The sequence below is a fragment of the Vibrio sp. SBT000027 genome (assembly GCF_963894355.1).
GTDB classification, from domain to species: domain Bacteria; phylum Pseudomonadota; class Gammaproteobacteria; order Enterobacterales; family Vibrionaceae; genus Vibrio; species Vibrio splendidus.
This window is the reverse complement of the sequence record NZ_CAWQGD010000001.1, coordinates 1,852,546-1,877,357: the sequence shown is the minus strand read 5'-3', so window position 1 is coordinate 1,877,357 and position 24,812 is coordinate 1,852,546. Positions and strand designations below refer to the sequence as shown.

The following is a 24,812-nucleotide window of genomic DNA, read 5'->3' as shown; positions in this document are numbered from 1 at the left end:
TTCTGAAAGGAGGGTTAGTTACTCAGAAAATCTAAGGACACTGTAAACAGGAACTATGTAGGTAAGACATTTATTAGAAACAAATGGGACGTAAGCTTTCCGCCTATTTTCTCGTTGTAGACTCAAACATGCTTTTATCTCTCCCACCTCCAGTGATGCTTTCACTCGCCATCGTGCTTGAAGTTGTCGCCACTTCTCTATTACCTAAAACGCAGCAATTTACTTCTTTACCGGCCACTGCCGCGGTATTGGCGAGCTACGGCTGTGCTTTTTATCTGTTGTCTCTCACAGTGCAAACCATGTCTTTGGGTGTGGCGTATGCGATTTGGTGTGGGGCAGGGATAGTGCTGGTCGCAGCACTGTCTTGGCTGATCTACGGGCAAAAGCTCGATATCTTCGCGATCATCGGCATTGTTTTGATTCTTGCAGGTGTGGTGATTATCAACCTGTTTTCGACGTCGGTGAGTCATTAGGTTACTTTAGGTTATCCCCCCCCCCCAAAAAAAAAAGTTCTTTGCAGCAAGGCTATTTATAACTTAGAGGGGGTACGTTTGCCTGACTAAAAGTTATCCGAATTTACCAAACCTTTAAGCTTTGCCACATGTAACGGGACAACGATGCCTCCCAACCGAATTACGCATTAGCAGTGCCTAGAAGCCTCATAATCTCCTTATGCTAGTACGAATTATTCGTATTAACTATTTGCCAAAATGTCAATAGTTAATACTTAGATTGCAGACATTTGTTGTTTCGCAAACCCCCTACAATGATAGTGATAATGGTTATCATTAGTTTTTGTTAAATATGGAGTTTTCAATAATGAAAATCACAAATGTCTTTGCTGCATCGATACTCATGCTTTCATCAACATCTCTCCTTGCTCAGGAGTACCCACTTGGTCAGCCTGTGATTAAAAATGGGATGGAAATACAAGGAGTTTACCTTCAGCCTATCACCATGGGGGCGGAAGGTATGGGAAATATGCATAGCCTCTCTGCAAAAGCGTCAGATGTGCATTTAGAAGCCGATATTCATGCTGTTGAAGATAACCCAAATGGCTTTGCTGAAGGTGACTGGATGCCTTATTTAACAATCAAGTATGCAGTGGATAAGCTTGGAGATGATAAGGCACAACAAACAGGTGAATTCATGCCGATGGTTGCAAGTGACGGGCCTCATTATGGTAAAAACATCAAACTAGATGGTAATGGTAAATACAAAGTCACCTTTACCATTTACCCACCTTCTTACAACAAGAAAGTTTCATTTGGGCGTCACATCGACAAAGAAACAGGGGTAGCTCCGTGGTTTAAACCATTCGATGTGTCATGGGAGTTCAACTATACCGGTGTTGGCCGAAAAGGCAGTTACTAAAGCGTATAGGTTCTACTGGGAGCTTAGACTCCCTTTTACACATTTAAGGCATTGATAATAGACATGATGAACAAACCTTATTCTATCTCCCTACTTCTTCTTTTGATACTACCCTTTTACGCTGCCGCTGCAGAGAAATTCACTGTCGAGTTGACAATAAACAACGGGGTTTTCACTCCTCAGGTTCTAAATGTACCAACAAAGAAAATTATCCGCATAAAGATTTCAAACATAGGTGAGCAGCCTGCCGAGTTTGAAAGTACTCAATTGCGCAAAGAGAAAGTATTAGCGCCAGGGGCAAGCTCCGTTGTCGTTATCGTGCCATTGAGGGAAGGAGAGTATAGTTTTTTTGATGACTTTCATCTTGATCTTCCAAAAGGAAAAATAATTGCAAGTGAGGAGGTAGAGTAATGGGACAAGTCACCTTTGTTATTTGGCGCGAAAGTATAGAAGCTCTACTCCTTATTAGTATTATTTATGCTTGGCTTAAACAACATATAGATGGTCGACATGGGCTTAAATATTTATGGGGTGGTGTTGCCATTGGTTGCATAGCATCTGTCGTGCTAGCTTTACTGATTTACGGGGTGTTTAACATCTTAGACGATACAGGCCAATCTCTTTTTATGGTCATTATGGAAATTGCAGCCTGCCTGTTAATAGTCCAAATGGTTTATTGGATGAGTCGCCATGGTAAGTCATTAAAATCAGACATAGAGACAGGTTTAACGACACAAACCCAAAGGAAGAACTGGTGGGGAGTGACTTTCATCGTTGCGATTGCAATCGCACGAGAAGGTAGTGAGGTTGTTGTGTTTTTATCTAGCTTTATCATGGCATTAAACAAAAGTAATGCCGTTTATTTCTTCATTTCAGTATTCGGCGGAATTGCTATTGCTGCATTTACCGTGTATTTATTTTCACTATTCAAACGCTTTATTCCATGGCGTATATTTTTCAACTTAACAGGAGTGATCTTACTTTTTCTAGCCATTTCATTACTGTTAAAGGGCATGGAAGAAGGCATTAATTTATTAATTGAATACGATTATTCCGTACCAGACTTCTTGTACTTACCTGCATGGGATACCACTAATATCATTGATGATTCAGGTTTATTCGGAAATTTACTGTCCTCTTTCTTTGCTTATCGTTCACAACCTATTTGGCTAAGTGTTGTTACCTTTATGATTTTTTGGATCTCAATGGCATGGATTTTCTTGAGTGGGGGAAAGTATGCGCAACAGAACTAGAATAGTTATAGATACCTTCTGTCTATTTCTTTTTTTTGTTTCAAGCTCAAACCTTGAGGCCAAAGCATTACGCTCGCCAGTTCAAATAGGTGATGAGGTGATTATCGCAAAGGGAGATATACCAACACCTGATAAGTATAAACCCGCTACGGAAGCATTCATATTTTACGTCACTGAAAATATTGAACAAATAATAGAGCTGCTTAATAAATTAAAAAAATCTTTAGTTGACGGTAACCTCAAAGATGCACAAGGTTATTATGTAAAGGCGCACCAACATTACGAAATGATACGTCCTATTATTGACCTATTCGGAAATACAGATCGCATTATTAATTCGCGAGCCGATTATTTTTTACAAGGTGTCACTGATTACCGTTTTAAAGGCTTTCATCTCGTTGAATATATGCTTTTCGAAACTAAAGACAAGGCAGCAGCATTGGGTGCCGTAGGTGAACTAAACATGTATATCAAAGACCTCAAACAACGCGTTGAGCAAGAGCATATTGATATCCCAAAGTTAGTTCAATCATCTGCCGACTATATTGAAATGGTCATCGAAGTAAAATTGAGTGGTCAAGAGAATATATACAGCCACTCTGATCTTACAGATATTGCAGCAAACATGGCGGGTTCAAAAAAAATCATTGAAGAACTGAAACCATTTATTTCACCAGAAACGCTAAAACCAATACTTGAAAATTATCAGCAGATCAATCAAATCATTGGCCATTACATGATGGAACAAGGTAGCTTTAAGCCATATGGCCAACTTACCAATCATGATAGAGAAAAGCTTTATTCCCTGCTATCAGATCAAGCTTATTTATTGGCAAGACTAAGATCTAATTTAAACGTAGATGTTTACTACAAATATCCAGGTGGAAAATCATGAGCGATAAAACACGTTCCCTTAAATTTAGTTCCCCTCGCCGTCAAATTTTGAAATCACTCGCATATGGAAGTGCTGCACTTTCTCTGCCAGCATTGGCAGTGAAAACATCGGATTCGTCTCATGATTATGGTAAGACCATAAACTACAAAGGCACTCATCAAGCCGGTGTTATCACCAAGGAGCCAAAAGATGCGATATTTATTGCTTTTGATGTGACTGCTGAAACACTCACAGCACTTGAAACCGTTTTAAAAATATTGACACAACGGATCGCTTATTTAACCCAAAATCACGAATTACCAGCCGATACAAATGACAAACTACCACCAAAAGAATCAGGGATCTTAGGACGTTCACTTAAACCCGACTCACTAACGATCACAGTTGCGTTAGGAGCTACGTTATTTGATACACGCTTTGGACTAACTGCCTATAAACCTAAGCATCTAGAAACGATGACAAGCTTCCCTAACGATCGACTTGATCCTCGTTGGTGCGGTGGGGATATCACATTACAAATATGCGCTGACAGCCCTGAAAGTGTCATTTATGCCGTCAGAGATATCATTCAACACACTAATAAATACCTTTCTCCTCGATGGAAAATTGATGGCTTTTTACCTTATCGAGACTTGGACAATAAATCGACAGCAATTAATTTATTTGGCTTCAAAGATGGCACAGGTAATGCGTCTGCTGACGATAAAGAACTCATTGATGAGTTAGTATGGATTACAGATAAAGATATGCCATGGTGTATAGGAGGCTCCTATCAAGCAATACGTTTGATCCGGTTTAATCTTGAGTTTTGGGATAGAACCCCATTAGAAGATCAAGAAAATAATTTTGGACGTCATAAGACTAGCGGTGCCCCGATAGGGATGAAGCATGAGAATGATTCACCAAAATTTGATAAAGATCCTCATGGTGACCGAATTTTATTTGATTCACACATGCGCCGCGCTGAACCTCGAGACCCTGAGCGTCATACTGCAAAGCTGCGTAGGCGAAGTTATAGCTACTCGTTGGGCTTGACCAGTGCTAGTGCACTTGATATGGGATTAATATTTGTATCATTCCAGAAAAACCTTAAGACTGGTTTTATTGATGCCCAAAAAAGACTCAATGGTGAGCCATTAGAGCGCTATATTAAGCCTTTTGGAGGCGGCTATTATTTTGTATTACCAGGAATAGACGATAATCAAACATATTTAGCGAGTAATTTAATAAGGTTAGCCAAAGGGTAGCTAATCTTATCTCGTTCAGGAGTGTAAAGTCCAAAGCTGGGCTTGTTGCAAAAGTGGATGACTTTCCCTTAACAAGCCTAACGGATTATCAACCTTTACCTGTCTATCTTTGAGCTTTTGTCAAATGTGACGAATCGATCAGCGCTTAATCCCAAGAGCTGTACATGCCAGATAAAGTCAAGGTCGATCAGTTTTTTGAGCTGGTGGATACATTCAGTACTCGAGTACTTGGCGAGCAGTTGCAGTTTATCAATTAGACTTTAAGCACCAAGTCCTCTCACATCATCCAAATCTAAAGAGAATAGCTTTTGTTGTTAAGTTCAAAATACACTCAACCTAACCTTCCTCACACCCCAACACAGCCACAAATGCATCCAAATACTTCTCTATAGTTAAATCCGCAGAAACGGGTGGTAGTTCTACGGTAATGCATGGCAGGTTTCTTTCTTGGCACCATGTGCCGAATGAGCCTGGGGTTTCGTAATCCACGTCTTCGACGAGCGGTAGGTTGAACTGCTTGCTTAGCCAAGTGGCAAGTTCCGATTGGGTTGGGTCGTCGACCATGGCGAGTGGTTCGTGGAAAGAGATGACGAACTTGGGTTTGCGCTGCTCAATGAGGTTGATGAGTGACTGCACTTCAGGTTCAAGTTGGTTGGCTTGTCCCGTTTTCACTTTTACGTCTCTGACCGGTGTGTGAGAACTCCAGCGATAGACAGTGCCGTTTTCTGTCCAATTTTGCGTTGGGAAGGCGCGGTTTAAATCGACTTGATTGGCGTTAGCGCGAGTGCCTAACTGATTGCCGTCTGGGTTCATCGACAGAATCACATCGTGTCGTAAATTGGCGGCTGACAAGCTTCTCAGGGCGCAAGACAAACCTGCGATAGAAGCGGTTTCATCACCGTGTGTGCCTGCTAAAACCAGCCCACGAGATTCGCTTTCTATTTGCGCGGGGAAATAGAGCAAAGGCGCACCCAATACTGATTTTCCATATGACAGCGGCTTTATTGAAAACGCAGCTCTTTCCGTTCTTGGAATTAAACTCACCTTAATCTCCTGATTGATCAAGTACTATCAAGTATTCACTATTGGCTATATTAATCATTAACTAAGTCCATTAGATGAACCCCTTTAAATAAACCATAGCGTCAAAACTCGTCAACCGTCGCATTGTTAATTTTATTACTTGCTTCAAAGATAGGCTAGGAGAGCAAACAAACATGGATTTTAAAAAACATTCAACGGCTTTACTCATTTCATCTTTATTGACCCCTTTTATATCAGTGACTGCCGTTGCTGAAACCTTACCTGCTGGTGTTTCACTGGCAAAAGACCAGCACTTAGTTCGCGCCAATGATGCGGAAGCAGCGACACTCGATCCGGCAAAGGCAGAAGGCTTGCCTGAAATGCACATTTTACGAGACCTATTTGAAGGTTTAGTGATTCAAGATCGCGATGGCAACATCACTCCAGGTGTTGCGGAATCTTGGGAAACCGAAGACAACCAGACGTTTGTATTCCATCTGCGTAAAGACGCAAAATGGTCGAATGGCGATCCGGTGACGGCCGATAATTTCGTGTACGCGATAAGACGCGCGGTCGACCCGAAACTGGCTTCGCCAAACGTGTGGTATCTAAAGCTCACCAGAATCAACAACATTGCTGACGTGGCAGAAGGTAAGAAGCCCGTTGAAGATCTAGGTGTCTCAGCCGTTGATAAACACACGGTGAAGTTCGAGCTCGATAGCAAGGTGCCTTACTTTGTGGCGATGACAGGCCATACATCGATGATGCCCGTTCATAAGGCAACGCTAGAAAACAGCGATAAGCCGTGGAGTGACCCTAAGCAGTTTGTCGGTAATGGTGCGTTTGTATTGGACGAGTGGGTGATTAACGAACGCATCGAACTGAAGAAGAATCCTAACTATTGGGACAGTTCAGATACCAATCTAACCCAAGTGACTTACATTCCGTTCGAAAATCAAAACGCTTCGATTAACCGTTATGCGGTGGGCGAGGTGGATATCACGTCTGATGTGCCGACACACATGGCGCAGCAGCTTAAAACTAAATACCAAGATGCGTTTACCGCGGTGCCTCTGCTGTGTACTTACTACTACGCATTCAATACCACGCGACCTCCATTCGATGACGCGCGAGTACGTAAAGCGGTGTCTTATTCGATGATGCGTGACGTTATCACCAATGGTGTCACTCAGGTGGGTAACCTACCGGCTTATACCTTTGCTCATGAGTACACGGCAGGCTTTGATGCGACTCAGCCTGAATACAGCACATGGACTCAAAAGGAGCGCGACCAAAAGGCGAAAGAGCTGTTGAAAGAAGCGGGCTACGATGCAGCTAATCCATTGGATTTCAAGTTGCTCTACAACACCAGTGAGTCGAACAAGTCGATTGCAGTGGCGATCGCTTCCATGCTGAAAGGCAACCTAGGCGCGCAAGTTGAGCTGGAAAACCAAGAGTGGAAGTCTTACCTAGTATCACGTCGCCAAGGTGATTTTGACGTGATGCGTGCTTCTTGGTGTGGTGATTATAATGAAGCATCGACCTTCTTGAGCTTATTGCGCTCTGAGTCTTCGGGTAACTTTGCGCGTTACAATAACGACAACTACGACGCTGCAATGGACAGCGCATTGGCCGCAACCAGCGAACAAGATCGCCAAGGTTTCTATGACCAAGCGGAACAGTTACTGGCTGAAGATATGCCTATCGCCCCCATCTATTACTACATGCAGGCTCGCCTAGTGCGACCAAGTGTCGGTGGTTTTGCTAAGAACAACGTTGAAGGGCGCATCTATTCTAAGGATCTTTATATCAAAGAATAGATAAGCCTGATGCGAGCTCTGATATGACGAAGCGAAGGCATTACGTATAAAAATAGAAATAAGAAATAGAAGAAAAGGGACGTTGATCATAAATATCTGATCAATGTCCCTTCGTCATTAATCTGTAACGGTAACCGCAAAAAACTGAAACCTGATTGAAGTATTTTTCACTTTTATTTCAATCAGGTGAAGCCATGTTACCCCCTCTACGCGCCCTTGTTGCGTTCGAAGCTGTTGCTCGTCTTGGTTCCATTGGCGCGGCTGCCCGAGAGCTTTGTGTCACGCAAGCGGCGGTTAGCCAACAGCTCAAAAGTTTAGAAACCTTCCTCGATACCACCTTGTTTGAACGCAGCTCTAAAGGCGCAAAGCTGACGTCAGCTGCTCAGCATTATCAACCGATTGTGGCAGGTTCACTTGCTCACCTTAAATTGCAGACTCAGATCTTGTTCGGTGAAAAAGAAACCGACGTGTTGAGCCTGCGCGTAAACCACACCTTTTGTCATAACTGGCTGTTACCTCGACTGCCAGCCTTCTATAAGAAATACCCTTTTATCAGGCTCGATATTCAGCTGGTGGACTGGCCATCAACCAACCCTTGTCAGAATGTCGATATCGAGCTGACCAACGGCAAGGTCGAAAGCGAAGACACCCATAGCGAGCGACTGTTTCAAGAACATTGGCAGTTAGTTTGCAGCCCTCAATTCAAATCCGAGCATCAAGAATTACTCAGCAAGCATGACTTTGCTGCTCTGCCGACGGTTCAGGTCAAAGGCTACCGAGAGAACTGGCTGCAATGGCTCGGCCATAACCAATTCGAGATGACATTACCTAAGGTTCTGCTCGAAGTGAGTAACTCTTTACATGCCTTAGAAGCGGTTAAGCACGGTATTGGAATGTTGCTGGTGCGTTCGCTCGCGGTGTCTGAATTGCTCAAGAAAGAAGACCTTGTGTTGGCAAACGAATCCTCGATGCCTGCCGAATCTGCCCACTATCTGATTACCAAACACAGTCGCAGCGCCAAGGTGAATTTCTTCTGCGATTGGCTCTATCACCAAATGGAAGACGGTGAACTGGAGTAAAGATTTTCTTATGGATAGCCATAAAAAAAATGAAGGGCGCTCTTACTAACCTGTCATAAAAAACACTTAGTTTAACCGCATACAAATAAGGACGAGGTCACCATGAGTGCTTTCTCACAACCAATGAAAAACCGCTTAAAGGTACTATTATTTACCGCACCGTTGTTGGTGCCACTGTTTACTTTTTGGCTCGTACCATTTGGTTATTCAATTTATATCAGCTTCACCGATTGGGATTACATCTCGCCAGATTATTCGTTCATCGGTTTAGAAAATTACGAGTATATGGTTGAGGACTACGAGTTCATTCAAGCGGTGCTCAACACGTTTTGGTTCTCGGTCGGTGTGGTGATTCCCACCATCATTCTTGGGCTTGTGTTTGCCATGTTGCTGCACAAAAACTTCAAGGGCAGCCAGTTTTATCGTGCAGTGATCTTCTCCCCTTGGATCACGCCAACGGTCGCGGTGTCGATTGTTTGGTCTTGGGTGTTCGAGACGAAGTCAGGCTTGGCCAACCACTTATTAGAGTCGGCAGGGTTTAGCGCAATTCCATGGTTAGAGAACGGAAACACAGCCTTGATTGCGGTGATTATCGTGACGGTTTGGCAGGCGATTGGTTGGACGATGCTGTTTTACATCAGTGCGCTCAACAAGATTCCTGAGTCTCTGTACGAAGCGTCTTTGATTGATGGTTGCAGCAGCTTAACGCGCTTTTTGAAGATAACGCTGCCGCTGATTTCACCAACTACGTTCTTCTTGGTGGTGGTCAACATTATTACGGCAATGCAGGCGTTCGATCAGTTTCAGATCTTAACGCAAGGCGGCCCAGGCGGTGAGACTCGTACCTTGTTGTACTTGTTCTACCAACAAGCATTTGAGCGTTACGAAATGGGGCCTGCGGCCGCGACATCGTTAGTGATATTCCTGATTACTGGATTGTTGGCACTTATTAATACCTACATCGGCAAGCGCTGGGTGTACTACTAGTCGATTTTTGAAAGGACAGAATTATGACCACGCAAGTATTGGATGCCAATCAAGTCTTAACTCAAAGAGCGGCTGAACCTAAAGTCAAAGCTCAAACGAAAGCGACCAAATCAGAGGTTGTGTCAAAGAAAAGCTCAGTGGATCGCCGTTCGTTTATCGCACTGGCTAAGCACCTTTTCTTAGCGACCTGCGGAACCATCATGGTATTCCCGTTCCTATGGATGCTGTCTGGTTCACTGAAAAGCAACGATGAGATCTTTGCTAACCCGCTGGACTTGATTCCAGAGCAGTTTCGTTGGGAAACGTTTGTCGAAACCTTTCACAGTGCGCCGTTTGGCTTGTACATCTTCAACAGTTTTAGTGTGGCTTTGTTCACGACCCTGTTGGTGATTGTGAACTCGGCGATGTTTGCATACGCATTAACGCAGCTGAAGTTTCGCTCGAAGACGGTGCTCTATTTTATCGTGATGGGCTGTTACATGCTGCCGGGCGCAGTGACTTACATCCCGTCTTACATCACCTTGGCAAAACTGGGTTTGTTGGATTCACACATGGGCTTAGTGGCGTCGAACGCGGCGTCAGTTTTCGGTGTGTTTTATCTACGCCAAGTGTTTATCAAGGTGCATCCGTCGCTGATTGAAGCGGCACGAATTGATGGTGCAGGTGAGCTCAAAATCTTATGGGCAATCATCTTACCGCAATGCCGAGCAGCAGTCGCAACACTGTTCCTCATCACTTTTATTACCAATTACAACAGCTACATGTGGCCGAGTCTGGTTATCACCACTCAGGATCTTAACCTGATTGCGACCGGGATTCGTCACTACTTTATTGCCGAAGGTAACTATGGATTGAACTGGTCGCAAATCATGGCGGCGAGCACCATTGCAGTATTGCCTTTGTTAATTCTATTCGTCATTTGTCAAAAGACGATTCTTTCAGGTATCGCCGATAACGGCGTAAAAGAGTAAACGGAAATGAAATTAAAAACTCTCGCACTAGTGTGTGCTGGCGCAGCAAGCGCGTCTATGTTCTCTAGCAGTGTTCTTGCCGCAACCGAAGTTAACTTTTGGTATTCCGGTGGTACTAAGCCACAGCAAATGATGACTAAGCTCATCGAAGAGTTCAACGCGAGCCAAGATGAGTATGTGGTGAAGCCAGCATTGCAAGGCAACTACACGGAAACCTACCAGAAGCTGCAAGCAGGTCTTGCGTCTAGAACAGCCCCTGAACTTGTGCTGTTAGATTCAGGTCGTGCGGAAGCAATGCACGGACGTGGTTTGAGTCGCGACTTAACGGCTTTCATGGATGAAGAGTTTAACTTCTCTGATTTCATTGGCGCGTTTAAAGACCAAGTGACGGCAGACGACGGCACCATCATCGGCTTACCTGCTTACGGTACGACTCAAGTGTTTTACTACAACAAGCAGGTATTGGCAGATAACGGCTTTACCGAGCAAGACTTAAACACATGGCAAGGCGTGGCTAAGGTCGCGGAGAAAGTTACCCAACGTGACGACAAAGGCAACGTGACCTTCTATGGCTGGGAGCCAATGTGGGGTCAAGACAACATGATTGACGCGGCTTTCTCTAACGGCGCGAAGATCATCAGTGATGATGGCAAAACAGTGCTAATTGACTCAGCTGAATGGGTTGAAGTGTGGGACACCTTCCGTAAGTGGATCCACGATGATCAAATCATGCGTATTCACTACGGCGGTCAAGGTTGGGAATATTGGTACAAAACCATCGATGACGTCATGAAAGACAACGCGTTGGGTTACACAGGTTCATCGGGTGACCAAGGTGATTTGGACTTCACTAAGCTTTCAGCAACCACACAGCCAGGTTGGGGATCAAACCCTTCTGCGCCACAAGCGGGTGCGCTGGTTTACGTGATGCCAAAAGGCACAGACGAAGCAGCAGCAAAAGGTGCGTTCGAATTCGTTGAGTTCTACACCAATGCGAAGAACACGGCGGCATGGTCAATGTTCACGGGTTACATCCCAGTGCGTAACAGCGTTTCTGAAGTACCAGAATACCAAGCGTTCACTAAAGATAACCCGCAAGCTCTGATTCCTTTGAAGCAAGCGAACACGGCGACCAAAGACTTCCTAGACCCTACTAACGGTAAGATCATGGACGCTCTGAAAGTGGCAGCGGATCAGATTCAAATCCAAAACGTGCCTGCTGACAAAGCGCTGAAACAAGCGGCTAAGAAAGCGCAACGTGCACTAGACCGAACGAATCGTTCTTAATCTGTAAAGTGGATTAACACTATCTTTGCATGCATAAAGGCCCATCTATTCGGGTGGGCCTCTTTTGACCCAGTCCTTCAATTAGGACGAATTTGGTGAAGACAATGACCCAATTTCAAGGTGAGCTGCCGTTTGGCAGAGTGCGTATCCCCTTTGATGTGCCAGCAGGTTCTCACAGCGTAGTGATTACTGGTACGACGGTGAAAAAAGGATTTTTGTACGCAGCGGCCTACGATGCCAACCAAGCATTTCGTGGCAAGGTGTTGTTTGAAAAAGCGCACAAGTCACTCACTATTCAACCGCAAAACTCTGGTCTAGGCGCGATTGACGGCGCGACTCCATCGGGCGAATGGTTCTTGGAACTTTATAACCTTGAAGGTGAGTTTCGCACTGAGCGCGCGATGCAGTATCAAGTGGATGTGCTTTGCTCTGATGACTTAGTTATTCATTCTAATGAGCTAGGTACTGACGGAATTGAGAGTGAGCTAGAACTGAACCCAACAGTCACAACGGATCACGATATCGAGTTTGATTACAGCCACATGTTGAGCTCTGATTCTCGTTGGTATCGTGGCGATTTACACGCTCACACTCAGCTTTCTGATGGTCACAATACCTTGGTCGCAGCGAAAGGTATTGTTGAATCACAAGGGCTCGATTTCTTCTTTTTCACCGAGCACAACATCTGCCAACCTAAGCTGCCTGTATCAAATCAATGCTTATTCTTACCTGCGCTAGAAGTCACGACCGATCTCGGGCACTTCAATGTGCATGGCCCGGTTAAGTCTTTAGACCTTAGAGACGTTGAACACAGCAGCCAAGCGACCATGGAAGCGGGATTGAGTTTAGCTAAAAGTGGACACAGTTCCCTTGGCATTAATCACCCGATGATGAAGCCGTGGCATTGGCATTACGATCAAGTGGATCTCAGCCAAGTGTCTACGTTTGAAGTGTGCTGCGACCCAACGTGGTCGACCTCGCCAAAAGCGACCGAAGAGGCGTTATTAGTTCTCAATGAAATGTGGAATTGTGGCCAACGCATTACGGCGATTGGCGGCAGTGATTCACACCTTGAACCCCATGAACGCAATCCAAAATCGGATGAGCCTTCTATTTACGGTGACCCATCGACCTTCGTTTACAGCCATGGTTTGAGTGGCGAAGGCATCTTGTCTGGTTTGCGTAACGGACAAGTGTATTTAGAGCGCCGTTGCGGTTTGAAGTTTGATATCAACCTGGGTGACTTGCTTCCGGGTAATGATTCTCAAGGGCAGGCACTTAGTTATCGTATCGCAGTCACTGATTCAGAAAACCCTTACTACGCTGAGTGCGTGGTGGATGGCGAGATTGTCGATCGAATCGCTTTGAGTGATGAACTGCAAAGTATCCATATTGAGGAAGGGTACCGTTGGTGTCGAGTCGATATTCGTCGTGGGGAGCTTTCTTCAGCATTAATGAACACTACTCAACCTTCATCTAACGAGCATGAATTTGAAGGCTGCATCAATGCCGTATTCGACTGCAAACAACCAGAATTTAACCAACCCCTAGTGCGTACTTGGGGAGAACTAATGGAGCGAATGAGTCGTGATGAAATTTAAGGCGATGTTATTTGATAAAGACGGCACATTGTTAGAGTTCCACAAGATGTGGCTTAACGTTTCTCGTGGTGCTTGTGAGCGTGTGAAATCTTACAGTGACCAGCATCAAGGTAATCAAACTGTCACAGCTGCTGAGCTACTCTTGGCCATCGGTGTTGAAGGTGATGTGGTTGATAACTATGGGCTATTAGCCTCAAACCCGGTGGAAGATACTGCAACAGCGTGGTTCAACATGCTGCAACCGAATGTCTCGCTCGCTGAGTTTACTAAGGTGACCAAAGCAGCGTTCAACGACGAAGTTGAAGAGAACCCAAGCTGGATTGAAGCCTTACCGGGTGTGACCGAAAAACTTGGCCTGTTTAAGCAGCAAGGCATGATTTTAGGCATCGCGACCGCAGATACCAAAGACTCAACCATCTACACGCTAGAGCAATCTGGTTTGAGCGAGATGTTCGATTATGTTGGGTATTCCGATGGTGATATCGAACCTAAGCCAGCGCCCGCACTACTTAACGCATTCTGTGAAAAATGCGGCATTGAGCCACATGAAGTGATCATGTTTGGTGACACGGTTTCGGATATGGAATTTGGTCGCAATGCTGGCGCAAGCAATGTTGGCGTGCTGACAGGTACTGCTCAACACAGCGAGTTAGAGCCAGTAGCGGATCTGGTTATCGCATCGGTTGCCCATTTTGAGCTCAATCAACTGCAAGAACGTGGCTAAAACGTTTAACGACAGATTCCAAAGATAGTATTTAACGAATTGATTTAAGGACAGGTTATGGCTGAAGTCACACTGAGAGGGGTAGAGAAAATCTACCCAAATGGTTTTAAGGCCGTGCACGGTGTCGATCTGAATATTCGCGAAGGTGAGTTCATGGTGTTTGTTGGGCCGTCTGGCTGCGCAAAATCTACGACACTTCGTATGATCGCAGGTCTTGAAGATATCTCAGAAGGCGATGTCTACATTGGCGATAAGCGTGTAAACGAATTGCCACCTAAAGATCGCGGCATCTCTATGGTGTTTCAGAACTACGCGCTTTATCCGCACATGTCGGTGTATGAAAATATGGCTTTTGGCCTTAAGCAACAGAAGCTGCCAAAGCATGAAATCAATGAGCGAATTGAAGATGCAGCCAAGACTCTCGATATCGAACACCTGCTAAATAACAAGCCGGGCGAAATGTCGGGTGGTCAAAGGCAACGTGTGGCTCTAGGCCGTGCGATGGTTCGTAAGCCAGATGTGTTCTTGTTTGACGAGCCTTTGTCTAACTTGGATGCCAAGCTGCGTGTTTCGACTCGTGTCAGCATTGCTCAGTTGCACAATAACCTGAAGCAAGAAGGGCAGAACGCCACCATGATCTACGTGACACACGATCAGGTGGAAGCCATGACTCTTGGCGATCGTATCTGTGTATTAAATCAAGGTGAGATCATGCAGGTCGATACGCCAATGAACCTTTATCAATACCCTGCAAACAAGTTTGTCGCAGGCTTTATTGGTTCGCCAGCAATGAATCTTCTCAAGGTAAGGCTGGATGAGATTGATGGTGTGATGAACGTGGTCTCTGAAAGTGGGACTCGTTGGACACTGCCACAAGACAAGCAGATTATCGCTCGTGAAAAGATGGGTGAGTGGGTATGGTTTGGTGTTCGTCCAGAGCACATTCAACTGGCGAATCACGATGCGCCGCTGGCGGAAGTGAATACTCAAACGCACAGGCTTGATGTGGTTGAGTCGATGGGTAATGAGCTGTATCTCTACTTTAAACTCGGTGCAGATAAGCTGGTGGCTCGCGTGCCTTTTGATGCTGACCGAATGGCGGAAAGTGGGCAAGAGACAATGCTTCATTTCAATACCTCACAATGTCATTTGTTTGACCTAGAGACAGAAGAAGTTCTAACTGAATAAGTCGATGTGTCGAATAGTCAAAACAAAGAAATCCCCGCTCAGATGAGAGTGGGGATTTTTCTTAGGGGGAGTATCAACAGGAACTCGGGCCTGTGCTCGAGGCTTTTTTGTTGGAGATAGCTGAACGATCTTGAGGGTTAGCACCATTTAATGGCTCGGAATCGCAATCCTTTTTTCTAGCCAACGAACCGCTTGCGATACCACTAAAATAAGAACAAGGTACTCCAAAACCAGAAACGTATAGATCTCTAAAGGTAAATATTCGTTCACCACCAGCTCATTGGCTCGCCTTGTTAAATCACTCAAACCAATCACACTCACTAGCGAGCTCATCTTGAGGATATAAATAAACTGATTGCCCAAGGGCGGCAGTATTTGACGGAATGCCTGCGGTAGGATAACCAATCGCATTTTTTGCCAATAGGTCAATCCCACGGATTCGGCCGCTTCATGTTGCCCACGATTAATCGCTTGAATCCCCCCACGGAACACTTCCGCCATAAAGGCGCTCTCGGCAATGGTCAATGCGATTACCCCTGCCCAGAAGTGGTTCAAAGAGACATCGAGTAATGTCGGCATTCCGTAATACACCCACAATAGCAATACCAGCACAGGGATAGAACGAATCACCTCTACGTAAAGTCGATTAATTCCCTTGAGTACTGGTGAGCTTGAAAGCGCAGGAAAGGCGACCAATAGACCGAGAGCCATGGCAAAAAACATACTCAACAACGAAACCTGAATAGTCTCGCTAAAACCAGCCATCAAAAACTGAATATTAGTTCGTCCCTGCTCCGTCGACGGGTCGAGTACATACCATCCCCATTGATAATCTGAACATCCTGTCAGAAACAGCAGAGAAACTAGCGATAAGTGACGATAGTTCACATTTACTCCCAAAAACTCCATTTGTTATTGCCATGTTAACAACCAAATCTGTTTAATGGTTAATAATTAAAAATAATATCTACATTCATCACTTAGAAATCAGCATTCTTTAAAGGAATAAAAAATGAAAAAAAGCTTAATCGCATTAGGAATGTGCCTGCTTGCTTTTACACAAATCGCACATGCCCAAAGTCGTTTGCAGGAGATACTGGATGCGGGAGTTCTTCGCGTTGGTACAACGGGGGATTGGAACCCAATGACAATGAAGGATCCTGCAACCAACAGCTACCGCGGCTTTGATATCGATGTCACGACTGAGTTGGCTAAAGACCTAGGCGTAAAAGTGGAATACGTCGCAACAGACTGGAAAACCTTGGTGAATGGCATCACGGCCAACAAATACGACGTGACTGGCAGCGCATCGCTCAACATGTCTCGAGCAAAAGTCGCTGGGTACAGCCAACCTTACTTCTATCTGGCTTTTGTCCCTGTCGTGCAAAAGAAAGACATAGAGAAGTTCTCCGATTGGAGTGACTTTGACAAAGCAGAAATCAAAGTTGCCGCCACGCTCGGCACAGTACAAGAAAAAATGGTGAAGGACTTCTTCCCATCGGCACAACACATCGTGATTGAAGCGCCGGCACGGGATTTCCAAGAGCTTTTAGCTCGCCGCGCTGATGTCTCCGTGACTTCAAACGTAGAGGCTGCAACCTTAGTAGAGAAGTTTAAACAACTCGCGATTGTTCCGGTGAAAGAACCACGTAAACCAACTCCAATTGCGATGCTACTACCACAAGATGATCAAGTTTGGATTAACTACATTAATCACTGGGTTGAACTGAAAAAGACGCAAGGTTTCTTTAAGCAAACCGCTGAGAAGTGGGGACTGAAGAGCATGTAGCACCACGATTCACTCATCAACCAGAGCCGCGATTAGCGGCTCTTTTTCATCAACAAGCACTTAAGATATTTCAGCCCACACGCGCCGAAACGTAACCTCATCTATAAAACCCTAAACAAATTATTCAGGCTCTCCGATTTATTCTGAAAAAGATAAAAAATCGGAGAATAACGATGAATGAAATAACACGATTATCAGCAGTTGTTGCGCTTGCCCTAAGCAGTGGGTATGCGATATCTCGTCTGACATGAGTTAAAAGGTAAATCTGTGATATTACAAAGTAACATAACGTTTTGACATCTCAGTCACGGAATTATTTTTATGGTGAAGATAGAGAGAAAATTCAGTTTGAACAGAAACTATACTGACTGATTAAATTGATTCTAGATTGATGAAAAGAACATCAAAGCGATATTTAAGAAGAAAATAGAGCCCTTAGGGGGAAGGGCTCTTGAGTTAGGAGCTTGCTTTAATTTGGGTTACGCGACCACTAACGTCGCTGCTTTTTTCATTGCCTCTTTGGTTGAACACTCAATCACGTTCGCATTGGCGAAGCGGTGAGCGTCTTTCACTTGAATATCGTGTGCCAAAATAACCAGTCTCGCGTTAGCTACATCTAGGTCGCTGATGCGGTTCTGAATACCGTTTTGACCTTGAGTTTCTACCTTAATCTTAAGGCCTGCTGCTAAGCCTGCTTTCTCTAGTGCTTTCGCTGCCATGAAGGTGTGTGCAACACCAGAAGGGCAACATGTTACAGCTACGATGTCGTACTCGCCTTCGCCTGCTACAGGTGCTGCTTGAGCTTGTACTGGCGCTTCAACCATGTCTTCTTCTGTTTCTACCGCGACTGGTTTCCAGAAGCCAACGATAACCGCTGTTGTCAGTGAACCTAGCGCAATACCTACAACGTACATTGGAATGTTGCTTGATACCGGCGCAGTGATTAGGCCGCCCCACGGTGCGTGTAGTAGAACATCTGTCATGAAGCCAAACACACAACCCACGATACCACCGGCGACGATTGAAGGAAGTACGCGCATTGGGTCGTTCGCTGCGAATGGGATAGCGCCTTCAGAGATACCGATAGAACCCATGATTGCTGCTGCTTTACCTGCTTCTTGCTCTTGTTTAGAGAACTTGTTTTTGAATAGGAACGTCGCCAATGCCATACCTAGAGGTGGTGTACAAATCGCGATGCCTACGCCGCCCATTAGCCATGGTTGTGTGTCTACTTGAGTTTGAGCAAATAGCGTTGCTACTTTGTTGATAGGGCCGCCCATATCAAACGCCGTCATACCACCAAGAATTGTGCCCAGAACCATCTTAGACGCGCCAGCCATTGAAGCTAGGAACTCGTTCATTGAAGACATGAACAGTTTGATTGGTTCACCGATACCCCACAGTACGATACCTGCAGAGATTAACGTGCCTAGAAGCGGGTAGATGAAGTAAGCACCTAGCGCGGTCATGTTTGCAGAAAGTGGGATCTTCTTAAGTTGGAATACCACGCCACCGGCGATAAAGCCTGCCACGATACAGCCAAGGAAACCGCCGCCCATGTCAGCCATGATGCCAGAAGAGATCATCGCAGGTGCAAGTGCTGGTTTGTCTGCAATAGAGTAACCAATAAAGCCGCCGAGAATGATTGGGAAAAGAACAAGGCCTTTGATACCGATATTAGAGATGTCTGCCAGCAAACCGTCGGCTGGAACCGCACCTTTGCCTGATGCCATGACCGCTAAAGCCAACAGAACACCACCGGCTACGATGAAAGGTAGCATGTGTGAGGTTCCGAAAAGCAGATGGCCTTTCATGGTACTAAGGATTTTTTTATAGTCGCTACTACTATTTTTATTGCTAGTATTGGTAGCTTGATTTGCTAGGGTGCTCATAATTGTCTACGCCTTATGAATTAATTAAAATATTAAGGATTTGATGTTCATCTTTTGCGTTATGGATATTCTGGATAAATTCATCGCTGAATTTTCCAAACAGTTCTTGTAGTACATAAATATGATGGTCAGCACCGTTGTCTGGTGAGGCAATCATAAAAAACACGGTTGGGTTGATGCCGTCTTCATCGCCATACTCAATGCCTTCGCGCTTAACACCGACAGCGATTGCCGGCTCAGTGACAGCCTTGCTTTTTGAGTGTGGGTAAGCGATACCGTCCATCGAGGTAATGCTTTGAGATTCACGAATTTCGATGTCGGCCAAGAAGGCTTCTTTATTACTGATTCGGTTGTTCTCAAATAACATGCTTGCCAATTCTTCAAACAGTTCTTTTTTATTATTCGCTTGAAGGTTGTTATTAATTAAGTTGACGTTAGTTAGCTGTGTGATCATTTATTAACTCATTCACTATTGAAGTTCTTGAATTAAAATTAATGGATTAACCCGATTCGCGAAATAGCAAATAAAAGCCCTTCACTGTACATTTGTATCCAGCAAAATTAAGTGTGATTTGCATCATTAATGCAGTGTGAGATGGGTCATATTTGATGGCGCATTTGATTAGGTTTTTGACACGCCGAGCGACCTCCTCAGAAAAAAATGCCCCGCATAAGCAGGGCAGTAAGACTTTGTACTGAGTTCTAAGGGAGCTAGCTGTAAGCACGCGCCACGCGTCCAACGCAATCCAGTTTGTAACTCTCAGCGTAAGCGGGAATGAACACCGATTGGCCTTTCTCAATTACGCAGGTTTCACCGCATTGATGAGTGAGTACCATGGACTCGTCGAGTGGTAGTAGGATCTCGGCGCCTTCGGTAGTGATCTGTCGTTGATGTGAGTTCTGCACGATAGAGAACTTAAAATCCTCGACTGGAATTTGGTATTCCATCACATCACCTTGCTCAATAGGGCTGAGCAGTAATCTATCGGCAGGCTTTTCATTGAATTGAGTACAAGAGACTAATTCATTGATATCCATGTACTTAGGCGTCAACCCTGCGCGGAGTACGTTGTCTGAATTCGCCATCACTTCTAAGCCCGTGCCTTTGATGTAAGCGTGGGGTGTCTCGGCATCCAGATACATGGCTTGTCCCGGCTTTAGCGTGATCACGTTTAACAACAGTGGAGCAAACAAGCCTACATCCCCCGGATATTGCTGTTCCAACTCTGAAATCAACTGAAACACGGGTGCATCAGAAAGCTTGGCCTTCATCAGCAATATGGTCAGCGCCATGCCTTTTTGTTCACCTTGCAACGACAATAAGCTCGCGAAAAAGCTGGCTAACCCATTAGGCGTTTGGTCGCCCGCGAGATCGTTGACCATAGAGTTTAGCTCTGGAATATCAAGGTAATGGAAGTGCTCAAGGATCTCGCTGATAGATCTAAAACCATTCATAGCGGTGTAGTCGGTTAGGGCATACACCAGTTCTGGCTTGTGATTGGGATCCTTGTAGTTGCGGTTGCCAGCTGTCATCGGAATGCCTTGCTGCTCTTCAAGCGCATAGCCAGATTCCGCTTGTTGCTTGTTTGGGTGAACTTGAACCGAGAGCGCTTTCTCAGCCGCTAATACCTTGAAAAGGTAAGGCAGTTCGCCAAAGCGACTTGCGACTTTCTCACTTAAAAATAGGTTTAGGTTCTTAGAAATCAAGCTCGACAATGTGGTCTGTTGCCCGTTTTCAGTGACCATTGAGCAACCATTCGGGTGAGCCCCCATCCATATCTCAGCTTGTGGCTCACCAGATTGGTTATCAATACCAAACAGTTGGCTGAACGAAGAAGGGCTACCCCATGCGTAGTTTTGAATCACGTTGGTCATAGGGTAGAAAAAGCGTTGTACGAACGAGTCGTTCGCTAAAGAAAAATCAGACATCGAAATCACCATGAAGGGAAACATGGCTTGAGCTCTATTCGACTTACTAATTAGTAAAAAACTAGCAACTAAAATTACTCGTTGCTAAAAGTATTAGTTACTAAAAACAGTAGGTTCGAAGGGCTCAAGCCATTGGAGTTGAAATGGCTTAAGCCGCTGCTGCTATTAGCTTGGCTTTGCGTAGATTTTTAAGCGCGATACATGTAACCGCCGTCACACCCGCACCAGACGCCATGCACAGCAGCGCCAGCATTGGGTAGTTCATTGCGCCGAGCAGAGCGACCACTGGACCACCGTGAGCAACACTGTTGGTAATACCAAACGAGAACGCCAAAACCGCTGCAGTCATTGAACCCAGTACGTTGGCAGGGATAACCGACATCGGGTCTTGAGCCGCGAAAGGAATCGCACCTTCAGAGATACCCACCAAGCCCATCGCACCTGCTGCTTTACCTGCTTCAATTTCAGAAGATTCGAACAGGTCGAACTTGCGGCCAAGTCTGGTTGCGATAGCCATACCCAGTGGAGCCACAGGAATAGCACACGCCATCGCACCCATGAATTGAGTTTGACCGCTGGCGATCATGCCGACCGAGAAAAGGAACGCCACCTTGTTGAATGGACCGCCCATATCGAAACCAGCCATACCACCAAGGACGATGCCAAGCAGAACCACGTTGCCTGTACTCATGCTGGTTAGCAGTGCTGTAAGAGCATCCATCAGCCCAGCGATAGGTGCGCCGATAACAAAAATGAACAGACCTGCGATGAACAAAGAGCCAGTGATCGGAGCGATCATGATAGGCACAAGCGGTTGAACGAATTTGTGGTAGTTAAACGAGGTAATCCATTTAACGAAGTAGCCTACTAATAGGCCAGCGATGATTGCACCAATGAAGCCTGTACCCGCGTCAGCGCCATAGAAAGAGCCGTTGTTAGCAATCCAACCACCGATAAGGCCAGGGGTTAGGGCAGGGCGGTCAGCAATCGCGTAAGCAATGTAGCCAGCCAAGATTGGGATCATCAATGTGAAGGCAACCACACCGACTTCTAGAATTTGGTTCCACATGCTGCCAGCAGGAATCGCCATGCCAGACTCGCTTGGCTCGCCGCCAATAGCCAGTGCAAGCGCAATCAAAAGGCCGCCCGTCACCACGAATGGGATCATGTGTGATACGCCATTCATCAAGTAACGGTAAAGGTCTGAACGTGCTTGTGAGGCTTTCTCTGCAACAGATTGGTTGGTAGGTGCTTGTTCTGCTTGATAGCTTGACGCGTTGAGTGCTTGCTTAATCAAGCCTTGCGCATCTTTGATTGGTGCTTTTACGTTGGTGCTGATAACGCGTTTTCCGGCAAAGCGAGCCATGTCGACCTGTTTGTCACAAGCGACCACAATCGCATCTGCGCGTTCGATCTCTTCTTGAGTCGGGCTGTTCTTTACACCAATAGAACCGTTGGTTTCGACCTTGATGTCGTAACTAAGAGCCGCCGCGCCTTTCTCTAGCGCTTCGGCTGCTAAATACGTGTGTGCAACGCCAGCTGGGCAGCCTGTCACGCCAATGATGAAGCCTTGTTTCTCTACGTTGGTTTCCGTTTCTGACGGCTCAGGTTTGGTAAGCAGTAGTTCTAATGCTTGTTGTTCAGATTGAGCATTCATGAAGCTTTCGATAAAGCCTTCTTCAATCAGTTTTGAAGAAAGCTCTGCCAATACTTCTATGTGGTGATTGTCGCCGCCATCAGGAGAGGCAATCATGAAAAATAGCTTTGATGGCTGACCATCATCTGCGCCGTACTCGATACCCTGTTGATGGACACCGACAACAACCGCGGGTTTGATCACCGCGCTGCTTTTGGCGTGAGGCAGAGCAATACCTTCTTCAAACCCGGTATTACCTTGTTCTTCACGAGCTTTAATGTCGGCAAGAAACTGTGCTTTGTCTGAGATTCTGCCTTGTGCGTAAAGCACGTCTATTAGCTCTTTAAATACGTCTTCTTTTGAATTAGCGCTAAGCGAAAGCTTAATCAAATCTTGATTGATCAATGTCGTGATCATAATGAACCCCTACTCTGTTTTTATTTTGTTAGAGGTATTCTGGAATCTACGGCTTGCCTTCTGTAGTGAAGAAAAAATGCATTTACTGGATGATTAATGCGTTATAAGTGGAGTGTGATTTTGATCGGTCGAGTGGTCGTTTTTAGGATGGTGTTGACAGACTTTAAGATGTATTGAGGCTTTTATTTATAAGGGCTGTAGCGTATTTGTTTATCATGCTGGGAACGTGCTATGTCAGTTTCTCTACTGGAGATTTATTTCTACGACTGGATTTTTGTAACCTAGATCTCAAATTGTGATTTTGCTCAATAGCGCTATGTTTCAGTTACAGGTATATCTATTCCGGTAGCCTTATTGCTGCTTATAAGAGTTCGAATAATGATATTTCATGACTTAATCTCGTCGGTGTTAAATGAGCGAGAACCGTTTCATAACATCTGGTTTGCTGGAGATTTCCACACACCTTCCGCTTGTAGCTATCAGGTGAATTTTCCACGTTTAGAGTTGGTGTTAGACGGAGAGTATGTCAATGAAATGGAGAGTCATGATCGCAAGATCACTAACGTTATTGCCAAAGCCGGAGACGCGATTTTCATCCCGCCCAACTGCTGGAATAAACCCAATTGGGATACTGACTGCTCAGTGTTGAGCATGTTGTTTGGTCGTCGCCAGCTTGGCTTGAGTTTGGTGAGTAAGCGCAAAGGGGAAGAGAGCTTTTACGATATCCAAAAGCACAGTATTCAGACTCGATCAGGGTTTGCGATTGATAATATCTTGGAGGCGCTTAGCTCGCTAGCGAGGGAGAGCAACAAGCAGCCGATGGATGAGTTATTGCTGCAAGCTCTACTGCAATACAGTAAAATCATGCTGGAAGCGCCCGTAGAAAAATCTCATAGCCGAGTACAGGATGTGTATCAAGGGATTTGTATCTACATTCAAGAGAACTTCCACCGCCAAATCACCCGAGACAGCATTGCCTCGCGCTTTAGTATTTCATCCAATCACTTGTCGCGAATGTTCCGTCAACAAGGCCACATGACGCTAGCAGAGTACATTACCCGCGTGCGGGTCGATCGCGCTAAGTTTATGCTTAAGAAGTACAACTTCAAACTCAATGAAGTGGCACTACGTTGTGGCTTTAAAGATGTGAACTACTTCTGCCGCGTGTTTAAGAATCGCACCGGAAGAACGCCGACCGAATATCGTGGTTCAATCTAATATCCCTTCAAATTACCTTTTCTGACCAGAGCTTATACGACCGAAATTTGTATGACTAGATCACCACAGTGGACTCTGTGGTGTGGTGAGCAATTTGCTTTGTGTTCTCCTTTGCCGTTTATTTCTACACCTTATTTCCCAACCTTATCTTTAGGCACGATTTCTATTTATCCCGTTTCACTAAATAACCCCCAATTAATAACATTAAGGGTTCGCTTTGCGAGTTGCTTATTATTTTTCGTTGCCTCTTTATTGAATTAAACGTGTGAGAGTTGATGTATTAATGCGATGCATTTAATGAATGCCAAGTAAATTGAAAACCACTTATCGAGACGATAAAGTCTTGTTATTGTTGTCCAGATTACAGATTGAAATGTTTTTAAGTTATTGATTTTAAATGTTTACTTTTCTTCGGCTTGTTCTTTGTTTACTAACGTGTAATTCATGCCTCGAAATCAAATATTCAGGTTTATACGCCCCAT

The 24,812-nt window shown here is 45.1% G+C and carries 22 protein-coding genes; 16 read left to right on the top strand and 6 right to left on the bottom strand.

What is annotated here, in order from left to right:
* Nucleotides 1-128 precede the first annotated feature (128 nt).
* The 6 genes from AACU28_RS08010 (at nt 129) to efeB (ending at nt 4,769) form a co-directional block, all read left to right on the top strand.
* Nucleotides 129-473, top strand: coding sequence for a DMT family transporter (locus AACU28_RS08010; RefSeq protein WP_029405067.1), 345 nt, complete (start codon nt 129-131; stop codon nt 471-473).
* A gap of 346 nt (nt 474-819) precedes the next feature.
* Nucleotides 820-1,374, top strand: a complete 555-nt coding sequence (locus AACU28_RS08005) for an iron transporter (RefSeq protein WP_102489291.1) — start codon at nt 820-822, stop codon at nt 1,372-1,374.
* 63 nt (nt 1,375-1,437) lie between these two features.
* A complete protein-coding gene (locus tag AACU28_RS08000; protein ID WP_102489292.1) occupies nt 1,438-1,785 on the top strand; it encodes a cupredoxin domain-containing protein in 348 nt (115 codons plus the stop codon).
* Nucleotides 1,785-2,627 (top strand): FTR1 family iron permease, encoded by an 843-nt coding sequence (locus AACU28_RS07995; protein ID WP_121602724.1) that lies wholly within the window; start codon nt 1,785-1,787, stop codon nt 2,625-2,627. Before AACU28_RS08000 ends, AACU28_RS07995 begins: the two co-directional genes overlap by 1 nt.
* Nucleotides 2,611-3,522, top strand: coding sequence for an EfeM/EfeO family lipoprotein (locus AACU28_RS07990; RefSeq protein WP_121602723.1), 912 nt, complete (start codon nt 2,611-2,613; stop codon nt 3,520-3,522). Before AACU28_RS07995 ends, AACU28_RS07990 begins: the two co-directional genes overlap by 17 nt.
* Entirely contained in the window at nt 3,519-4,769 is a 1,251-nt protein-coding gene (gene efeB / locus AACU28_RS07985) for an iron uptake transporter deferrochelatase/peroxidase subunit (RefSeq protein WP_102489295.1), read from the top strand. The genes AACU28_RS07990 and efeB overlap by 4 nt, the downstream gene beginning before the upstream one ends.
* A gap of 336 nt (nt 4,770-5,105) precedes the next feature.
* On the opposite strand, the gene mpaA is transcribed toward efeB, so the two are convergent.
* On the bottom strand, nt 5,106-5,813 hold the full coding sequence (gene mpaA / locus AACU28_RS07980) for a murein tripeptide amidase MpaA (RefSeq protein ID WP_121602722.1): 708 nt from the start codon (nt 5,811-5,813) through the stop codon (nt 5,106-5,108).
* Between the two features lie 173 nt (nt 5,814-5,986).
* Between mpaA and AACU28_RS07975 the strand changes: the two genes are divergently transcribed.
* From AACU28_RS07975 to AACU28_RS07940, 8 genes are all read left to right on the top strand, one after another.
* Nucleotides 5,987-7,612: an ABC transporter substrate-binding protein gene (locus AACU28_RS07975; RefSeq protein WP_121602721.1), complete on the top strand. Its 1,626-nt coding sequence runs from the start codon at nt 5,987-5,989 to the stop codon at nt 7,610-7,612.
* A gap of 194 nt (nt 7,613-7,806) precedes the next feature.
* Nucleotides 7,807-8,691, top strand: coding sequence for a LysR substrate-binding domain-containing protein (locus AACU28_RS07970; protein ID WP_102560759.1), 885 nt, complete (start codon nt 7,807-7,809; stop codon nt 8,689-8,691).
* Between the two features lie 102 nt (nt 8,692-8,793).
* On the top strand, nt 8,794-9,678 hold the full coding sequence (locus tag AACU28_RS07965; protein WP_017074494.1) for a carbohydrate ABC transporter permease: 885 nt from the start codon (nt 8,794-8,796) through the stop codon (nt 9,676-9,678).
* Nucleotides 9,679-9,701: 23 nt separating this feature from the next.
* The gene (locus AACU28_RS07960; protein WP_121602720.1) at nt 9,702-10,649 is read left to right on the top strand and encodes a carbohydrate ABC transporter permease; all 948 of its coding nucleotides are present in this window, start codon (nt 9,702-9,704) and stop codon (nt 10,647-10,649) included.
* A 6-nt stretch (nt 10,650-10,655) separates the two neighbouring features.
* Nucleotides 10,656-11,936 (top strand): extracellular solute-binding protein, encoded by a 1,281-nt coding sequence (locus AACU28_RS07955; protein ID WP_121602719.1) that lies wholly within the window; start codon nt 10,656-10,658, stop codon nt 11,934-11,936.
* A gap of 104 nt (nt 11,937-12,040) precedes the next feature.
* On the top strand, nt 12,041-13,537 hold the full coding sequence (locus AACU28_RS07950; protein WP_121602718.1) for a CehA/McbA family metallohydrolase: 1,497 nt from the start codon (nt 12,041-12,043) through the stop codon (nt 13,535-13,537).
* A complete protein-coding gene (locus AACU28_RS07945) occupies nt 13,527-14,261 on the top strand; it encodes an HAD family hydrolase (protein WP_048613022.1) in 735 nt (244 codons plus the stop codon). Before AACU28_RS07950 ends, AACU28_RS07945 begins: the two co-directional genes overlap by 11 nt.
* Nucleotides 14,262-14,318: 57 nt before the next feature.
* Complete coding sequence (locus AACU28_RS07940) at nt 14,319-15,449, top strand: ABC transporter ATP-binding protein (protein ID WP_121602717.1); 1,131 nt, start codon at nt 14,319-14,321, stop codon at nt 15,447-15,449.
* Nucleotides 15,450-15,596: 147 nt separating this feature from the next.
* Here AACU28_RS07940 and AACU28_RS07935 read toward each other — a convergent pair whose 3' ends face one another.
* Nucleotides 15,597-16,337, bottom strand: coding sequence for an amino acid ABC transporter permease (locus AACU28_RS07935; RefSeq protein WP_102489338.1), 741 nt, complete (start codon nt 16,335-16,337; stop codon nt 15,597-15,599).
* A 124-nt stretch (nt 16,338-16,461) separates the two neighbouring features.
* Here AACU28_RS07935 and AACU28_RS07930 point away from each other — a divergent pair, with 124 nt between their 5' ends.
* Nucleotides 16,462-17,238: a transporter substrate-binding domain-containing protein gene (locus AACU28_RS07930; protein ID WP_050651339.1), complete on the top strand. Its 777-nt coding sequence runs from the start codon at nt 16,462-16,464 to the stop codon at nt 17,236-17,238.
* 479 nt (nt 17,239-17,717) lie between these two features.
* Here AACU28_RS07930 and AACU28_RS07925 read toward each other — a convergent pair whose 3' ends face one another.
* The 4 genes from AACU28_RS07925 to AACU28_RS07910 all read right to left on the bottom strand — a co-directional run bounded on the left by AACU28_RS07925 (nt 17,718) and on the right by AACU28_RS07910 (nt 23,112).
* Nucleotides 17,718-19,130 (bottom strand): fructose-specific PTS transporter subunit EIIC, encoded by a 1,413-nt coding sequence (locus AACU28_RS07925; RefSeq protein WP_121602716.1) that lies wholly within the window; start codon nt 19,128-19,130, stop codon nt 17,718-17,720.
* Between the two features lie 13 nt (nt 19,131-19,143).
* Nucleotides 19,144-19,584 (bottom strand): PTS sugar transporter subunit IIA, encoded by a 441-nt coding sequence (locus AACU28_RS07920; RefSeq protein ID WP_076667127.1) that lies wholly within the window; start codon nt 19,582-19,584, stop codon nt 19,144-19,146.
* Between the two features lie 257 nt (nt 19,585-19,841).
* Nucleotides 19,842-21,059, bottom strand: coding sequence for a mannose-6-phosphate isomerase, class I (manA, locus tag AACU28_RS07915; protein ID WP_121602715.1), 1,218 nt, complete (start codon nt 21,057-21,059; stop codon nt 19,842-19,844).
* Nucleotides 21,060-21,207: 148 nt separating this feature from the next.
* Nucleotides 21,208-23,112 (bottom strand): PTS fructose transporter subunit IIABC, encoded by a 1,905-nt coding sequence (locus tag AACU28_RS07910; protein WP_121602714.1) that lies wholly within the window; start codon nt 23,110-23,112, stop codon nt 21,208-21,210.
* A gap of 378 nt (nt 23,113-23,490) precedes the next feature.
* Between AACU28_RS07910 and AACU28_RS07905 the strand changes: the two genes are divergently transcribed.
* Nucleotides 23,491-24,330 (top strand): helix-turn-helix transcriptional regulator, encoded by an 840-nt coding sequence (locus tag AACU28_RS07905; protein ID WP_029222375.1) that lies wholly within the window; start codon nt 23,491-23,493, stop codon nt 24,328-24,330.
* Nucleotides 24,331-24,812: the final 482 nt, after the last annotated feature.

Bases quoted from the DNA above. Each gene is read 5' to 3' on its own strand.
- efeB (WP_102489295.1), top strand. From the start codon at position 3,519: ATGAGCGATAAAACACGTTCCCTTAAATTTAGTTCCCCTCGCCGTCAA.
- AACU28_RS07945 (WP_048613022.1), top strand. From the start codon at position 13,527: ATGAAATTTAAGGCGATGTTATTTGATAAAGACGGCACATTGTTAGAG.
- AACU28_RS07955 (WP_121602719.1), top strand. From the start codon at position 10,656: ATGAAATTAAAAACTCTCGCACTAGTGTGTGCTGGCGCAGCAAGCGCG.
- AACU28_RS07990 (WP_121602723.1), top strand. From the start codon at position 2,611: ATGCGCAACAGAACTAGAATAGTTATAGATACCTTCTGTCTATTTCTT.
- AACU28_RS08000 (WP_102489292.1), top strand. From the start codon at position 1,438: ATGATGAACAAACCTTATTCTATCTCCCTACTTCTTCTTTTGATACTA.
- AACU28_RS07930 (WP_050651339.1), top strand. From the start codon at position 16,462: ATGAAAAAAAGCTTAATCGCATTAGGAATGTGCCTGCTTGCTTTTACA.
- AACU28_RS07950 (WP_121602718.1), top strand. From the start codon at position 12,041: ATGACCCAATTTCAAGGTGAGCTGCCGTTTGGCAGAGTGCGTATCCCC.
- AACU28_RS07910 (WP_121602714.1), bottom strand. From the start codon at position 23,112: ATGATCACGACATTGATCAATCAAGATTTGATTAAGCTTTCGCTTAGC.
- AACU28_RS07920 (WP_076667127.1), bottom strand. From the start codon at position 19,584: ATGATCACACAGCTAACTAACGTCAACTTAATTAATAACAACCTTCAA.
- AACU28_RS07995 (WP_121602724.1), top strand. From the start codon at position 1,785: ATGGGACAAGTCACCTTTGTTATTTGGCGCGAAAGTATAGAAGCTCTA.
- AACU28_RS07940 (WP_121602717.1), top strand. From the start codon at position 14,319: ATGGCTGAAGTCACACTGAGAGGGGTAGAGAAAATCTACCCAAATGGT.
- AACU28_RS08010 (WP_029405067.1), top strand. From the start codon at position 129: ATGCTTTTATCTCTCCCACCTCCAGTGATGCTTTCACTCGCCATCGTG.
- AACU28_RS07965 (WP_017074494.1), top strand. From the start codon at position 8,794: ATGAGTGCTTTCTCACAACCAATGAAAAACCGCTTAAAGGTACTATTA.
- AACU28_RS07970 (WP_102560759.1), top strand. From the start codon at position 7,807: ATGTTACCCCCTCTACGCGCCCTTGTTGCGTTCGAAGCTGTTGCTCGT.
- manA (WP_121602715.1), bottom strand. From the start codon at position 21,059: ATGTCTGATTTTTCTTTAGCGAACGACTCGTTCGTACAACGCTTTTTC.
- AACU28_RS07975 (WP_121602721.1), top strand. From the start codon at position 5,987: ATGGATTTTAAAAAACATTCAACGGCTTTACTCATTTCATCTTTATTG.
- AACU28_RS07905 (WP_029222375.1), top strand. From the start codon at position 23,491: ATGATATTTCATGACTTAATCTCGTCGGTGTTAAATGAGCGAGAACCG.
- AACU28_RS07960 (WP_121602720.1), top strand. From the start codon at position 9,702: ATGACCACGCAAGTATTGGATGCCAATCAAGTCTTAACTCAAAGAGCG.
- AACU28_RS07925 (WP_121602716.1), bottom strand. From the start codon at position 19,130: ATGAGCACCCTAGCAAATCAAGCTACCAATACTAGCAATAAAAATAGT.
- AACU28_RS08005 (WP_102489291.1), top strand. From the start codon at position 820: ATGAAAATCACAAATGTCTTTGCTGCATCGATACTCATGCTTTCATCA.